We start from the raw sequence: 5133 nt of genomic DNA on the forward strand, positions 1-5133 counted from the left end.
CCCGGCCTTGAGCCGGGGTCCCGCTGCCTGCCGACGCTGAAGAAGAAGCGGGACCCCGGCTCAAGGCCGGGGTGACGACAGTTCAACGCAGGACAGACTTTAGCCGTCATGCCCGCGAAGGCTGGCACCCATGTCTCTCACCAGCGGCGTCGCGCCCCGCACGGCAAGACATGGGCTCCAGCCTTCGCTGGGACGACGGCATCACCGCACGCGCTCGTGATGGCGGATCACCTCGTCGATGATGAAGCGCAGGAATTTCTCCGAGAAATCCGGATCGAGCTGCGCGCTCTGCGCGAGCGTGCGCAGCCGCGCGATCTGACGGCCTTCGCGGGAGGGATCGGCGGGGGGCAGCCCCGCCTCGGCCTTGTAGGCGCCGACCGCCTTGGTCACCTTGAATCGTTCGGCGAGCAGATAGACCAAAGCGGCATCGATATTGTCGATGCTCTGGCGAAACTCCTCCAGCCGCGCGTCGCTCATCCCCGCCTCTCCCTCGCTCCGTCGCGCAATGCGGGCGCATCGCGCGGCATGCAAGCGCTGGTCGCTTGCGTTCGGCGCGCGCAATCGCCAAATCGCGCCCGATGGCCAGCATCGTGCCCCCCAACGTCGTGCCCTTCCGCCGGGATCGCGCGCCTTCGCTGGATCCGATGATCCAGCTCGTCGCCGCCGACATGAACCAGGTCAATGCGGTGATCCTCGCGCGGATGCAGTCCGATGTGCCGCTGATCCCCGAGCTCGCGGGCCATCTGATCGCGGGCGGCGGCAAAAGGATGCGGCCGATGCTGACGCTCGCCTGCGCGCGGCTGCTCGATTATAGCGGCGCGCGGCACCACAAGCTCGCCGCCTGCGTCGAATTCATCCACACCGCGACTCTGCTGCACGACGATGTCGTCGACGGATCGAACCTCCGCCGCGGCCGCCGCACCGCCAACCTGATCTGGGGCAATGCCGCGAGCGTGCTGGTCGGCGATTTCCTGTTCAGCCGCTCGTTCGAGCTGATGGTCGAGGACGGCAGCCTGCGCGTGCTGCGCATCCTTTCGGGCGCGAGCGCGATCATCGCCGAGGGCGAGGTCAACCAACTGACCGCGCAGCGCCGGATCGAGACGACGGAGGCGCGCTACCTCGACATCATCGACGCCAAGACCGCCGCTCTGTTCGCCGCCGCCTGCCGCATCGCCGCGGTCGTCGCCGAGCGCGACGACGCCACCGAGGAAGCGCTCGCCGCTTATGGCCGCAATCTCGGCATCGCCTTCCAGCTCGTCGACGATGCGATCGATTATGCCTCCGACGGCGCGACGATGGGCAAGGATGCCGGCGACGATTTCCGCGACGGCAAGGTCACGCTCCCCGTGATCCTCGCGCACGCGCGCGGCGACGCCGCCGAGCGCAAATTCTGGCGCGATGCGATGGAGGGGCGGCGCAATTCGGACGAGGACCTCGCCCACGCCACCCGATTGCTGCGCGACAGCGGCGCGATCGCCGACACGCTCCAGCGCGCGCACCATTACGGCCAGCTCGCGATCGACGCGCTGGCGGGCCTCGGCGGCGGCGTGGCGCGCGCGGCGCTGATCGAAGCCGTCGAATTCGCGATCGCACGGACCTATTGAGGCACCGTCCTCCCAACCCCTCCCCGTCCTCCCAACCCCTCACCGTCATCCCAGCGAAGGCTGGGATCTCGTGCCCCTAAAGTCTGCCCTGTCGACGTCGAACTTTCGTCACCCCGGCCTTGAGCCGGGGTCCCGCTGCCTGCCAACGCTGAAGAAGAAGCGGGACCCCGGCTCAAGGCCGGGGTGACGTTTCAGCTTGAACGGGACAACCACAATCCGGGGGCTCGATTTCAGGACACCCCAGCCTTCGCCGGGGTGACGGCCCGGCGAGTGAGGCATCGCCCTACCCCCGCATCGCCGCCATGAAATGGCGGCGGCACAACGCGACATAGCGTTCGTTGCCGCCGATCTCGGTCTGCGCGCCCTCGCGGATCGGGGTGCCGGCTTCGTCCATCCGCAGGTTCATCGTCGCCTTGCGCCCGCAGCCGCAGATCGCCTTGATCTCGGTCAGCACGTCGGCGATCGCGAGCAGGTGACGGCTGCCCTCGAACAGCTCCGCGCGGAAATCGGTGCGCAGGCCATAGGCCATCACCGGCACGCCGAGCTCGTCGCAGACCGCCGCCAGCGCGAACACCTGATCGCGCGTCAGGAACTGCGCCTCGTCGACCAGCACGCAGGCGAGCGGTTGCCGCGCATGCTCGGCCTCGATCGCGGCGCGCAGATCGGTGGCGGGCGCGAACCGATCGGCCTCCGCCTCCAGCCCGATCCGCGAGGCGATCACCCCGCTCCGGTGGCGATCGTCGATCGCGGCGGTCCACAGCATCGTGTGCATGCCGCGCTCGCGATAGTTGAAGCTCGCCTGCAACAGCATCGTCGATTTGCCCGCGTTCATCGACGCATAATAGAAATAGAGCTTGGCCATCCGCCTAGCCGCGCAGCGCCGCGATATGGCGATCGACGATCGGATCGAGCAGCGTCAGCGGCACGTTGCCCGACAGCACCATCGCATCGTCGAACCGCCTGAGATCGAATTTGGTGCCCAGCGCCGCCTTCGCCCGGTCGCGCTGCCGGTTGATCGCGTTATGCCCCATCTTGTAGCCGCACGCCTGCCCCGGCATCGCGCAATAGCGGGTGACCTCGCCGGTCAGTTGCGCGCGCGGCATGCCGGTGTTGGCGGCGAACCAGTCGAGCGCCTGCGCGAAGCTCCAGCCCTTGGCGTGGAGGCCCGTGTCCACGACCAGCCGGCACGCGCGGAAGCCGATCGATTGCAGATAGCCGAGCCGGCCGAGCGGATCGGCTGCATAGGCGCCGAGCTCGTCTCCCAATTGCTCGGCATAGAGCGCCCAGCCTTCCGAATAAGCGTTGAAGGCGAGCAGCGTGCGGATCAGCGGCAGCCGGTTGCTATATTCGCCCTGCCAGACATGGCCGGGAATGCCCTCGTGATAGCAGAGCGTCGGCAACGAATAACGCGGCCAGTTCGCGGTATCCTTGAGGTTGATATAGTAGATTCCCGGCTGAGTGCCGTCGATCGATCCCGCCGCCGCATAGCCGTCGGGCGCGCCATCCTGGATGCCGGGCGGCACGCGCCGGATGATGAGGTTGCCCTTGACGAGCGTGGCGAACGCCCTGGGCACGCGGCCGCGGATATCGGCGATGCGGCCGTTGAGATAGGCGAGCAGCTTGGCGCGGCCGGCATCGTCGTCGGCGAACAGCAGGTCGCGGCGCTTCGACAGCGCGGTCATCCTCTCGCCGACGCTGCCTTTGCTCAGCCCTTGCGCCTTCAGCAGGCCATCCATCTCGCCTTGGATCGCCGCGCTCTGCGCCATGCCCAGCGCATGCACCTCTTCGGGCGTCGCCGTGGTGGTCGTTCCCGCGCGCAGCAGCCAGGCATAATATTCGGCGCCGTCGCGGAACCGGCCGACGCTGGGATCGGGCTTCGCCTCGGCGCGCGCGGCGCGGAGCACGGCGAGCTGGCGGTCCATCGCGGGCGCGACCTTCTCCACCACCAGCGCCTGCGCCTTGGCGACATAGCTATCCTGCAACCCCGCCGCCGCGCACTTGCGGCGCAGCGTCTCGACCACGCCCCATTTGCTCGCGGGCACGGCGCGCGCGGCACCGATCTGGCCGATCACCATATCGAGAATGAAATCGGGCGGGATCACGTCGTGCGCGGCATCGCTGCCGATGCGATCGGCCTCGGCGGCGAGCTGCCCGGCATAGCCCTCGACCCGCGCGAGATAGGCTTCGGCATCGAGGCTGTTGGCGATGACATGCTTGGTGTCGAGGAAATCGGGCGTATCGACGAACGCGCCGCCGAGCTGCGAGACGACGTAAGGCGAATTGCGGAAGCTGTTCTGCCCGCTCAGCACCGCCATATCGCCAAAGGGAAATTTCCAGCCGTCGACCGCGAGGCCGAACGCGGCGGCGGCGACGTCCACCTCCAGCGCGACTTCGGGCGAGAGCCGGGTGCGATCGATCGCGCGAAGCTCGGCGAGTCGCCCCGCGCCCCAGTCCATCCGACGCCGCTCGGCGACCATCGATCGATCGGTGAGCCTGCCGCGAAGCCCGGCGCGCGCCTCCTTGTCGATGCCGAGATAGGAAGCATTCTCGGGATATTCGGCGATCAGCCGATCGGCGATCCCGGCGAGCAGGCTCGTCGCCGCCGCGTCTCCGGGCGCGACAGGCGCGGGAGTCTGCGCGGCGAGCGGCAGCGCCACGCCGATCGCGGCGGCGCCCGACAGCAATTCTCGCCGGTTGAACAGGCTCATCATCATCTCCCAGGTGCAGGCACTGTACCCGCAGCCGGAAGCGGCACAAGCAAGGCTTCGCATCGTCCGGGCGGCTGCTCTAGGGATGGAGGCGTGACCCTCCCGATCGAAAGCGTGCTGCCCGATCTGCTCGCGGTGCTCGAAGCGGGGCCGAACGCCGTGCTTGTGGCGCCGCCGGGCGCGGGCAAGACGACGATGGTCGCCCCCGCTTTGCTCGATCGGGGCTGGTGCACGGGCAAGGTGCTGCTGCTCGGTCCCCGCCGCCTCGCGGTGCGCGCCGCCGCCGAACGGATCGCGGCATTGGCGGGCGAGCCGGTGGGCCGGCGGATCGGCTATGCGACGCGGATGGATAGCAAGCAGTCCGCCGCGACGCGGCTGCTGGCGATCACGCAGGGCATCTTCGTGCAGATGATCCAGGCCGATCCCGAACTGGCGGGAATTTCGGCGGTGCTGTTCGACGAGGTCCACGAGCGCAGCCTCGACGGCGATTTCGGGCTGGCGCTGGCGCTGGATGCGCAGGCCGCGCTGCGGCCCGATCTCAGGATCGTCGCGATGTCGGCGACGCTGGAGGGCGAGCGCTTCTCGAAGCTGCTCGGCGGCGCGCCGGTGATCGAGAGCCGGGGGCGCGGCTTCCCGATCGCCTATCGCCATATCGGGCGGGGCGGGGCGCGGATCGAGGATGCGATGGCCGCGGCGATCCGGCGCGCGCTGGGCGAGACCGACGGCGGGATCCTCGCCTTCCTGCCCGGCGTCGCCGAGATCGAGCGCACCGCCGAGCGGCTCGATCGTCTGCCCGGCGTGCGGCTGCACGGGCTCCACGG

The 5133-nt window shown here is 69.0% G+C and carries 5 protein-coding genes; 2 read left to right on the top strand and 3 right to left on the bottom strand.

What is annotated here, in order from left to right; genetic code table 11:
* Positions 1-201: 201 nt before the first annotated feature.
* On the bottom strand, positions 202-477 hold the full coding sequence (locus HUU94_RS03870; protein ID WP_174273800.1) for a chorismate mutase: 276 nt from the start codon (positions 475-477) through the stop codon (positions 202-204).
* Positions 478-578: 101 nt separating this feature from the next.
* Here HUU94_RS03870 and HUU94_RS03875 point away from each other — a divergent pair, with 101 nt between their 5' ends.
* A complete protein-coding gene (locus tag HUU94_RS03875; protein ID WP_174273801.1) occupies positions 579-1604 on the top strand; it encodes a polyprenyl synthetase family protein in 1026 nt (341 codons plus the stop codon).
* A gap of 283 nt (positions 1605-1887) precedes the next feature.
* Here the strand turns inward: HUU94_RS03875 and HUU94_RS03880 are convergent, their stop codons facing one another.
* The gene (locus HUU94_RS03880) at positions 1888-2466 is read right to left on the bottom strand and encodes a thymidine kinase (protein WP_174273802.1); all 579 of its coding nucleotides are present in this window, start codon (positions 2464-2466) and stop codon (positions 1888-1890) included.
* Between the two features lie 4 nt (positions 2467-2470).
* Entirely contained in the window at positions 2471-4312 is a 1842-nt protein-coding gene (locus HUU94_RS03885; RefSeq protein WP_174273803.1) for a DUF885 domain-containing protein, read from the bottom strand.
* A gap of 93 nt (positions 4313-4405) precedes the next feature.
* On the opposite strand from HUU94_RS03885, the gene HUU94_RS03890 reads away from it, so the two are divergent.
* On the top strand, positions 4406-5133 hold a 728-nt coding region (locus HUU94_RS03890), incomplete at its 3' end, for a DEAD/DEAH box helicase (protein WP_174273804.1).

The sequence above is a fragment of the Sphingomonas bacterium genome, assembly GCF_903644055.1.
In the GTDB taxonomy this organism is placed as follows: domain Bacteria; phylum Pseudomonadota; class Alphaproteobacteria; order Sphingomonadales; family Sphingomonadaceae; genus Sphingomonas_I.

What these genes read in the sequence shown, in the direction of transcription:
- HUU94_RS03870 (WP_174273800.1), bottom strand. Translation starts at nt 477, where the DNA reads ATGAGCGACGCGCGGCTGGAGGAGTTTCGCCAGAGCATCGACAATATC.
- HUU94_RS03875 (WP_174273801.1), top strand. Translation starts at nt 579, where the DNA reads ATGGCCAGCATCGTGCCCCCCAACGTCGTGCCCTTCCGCCGGGATCGC.
- HUU94_RS03880 (WP_174273802.1), bottom strand. Translation starts at nt 2,466, where the DNA reads ATGGCCAAGCTCTATTTCTATTATGCGTCGATGAACGCGGGCAAATCG.
- HUU94_RS03885 (WP_174273803.1), bottom strand. Translation starts at nt 4,312, where the DNA reads ATGAGCCTGTTCAACCGGCGAGAATTGCTGTCGGGCGCCGCCGCGATC.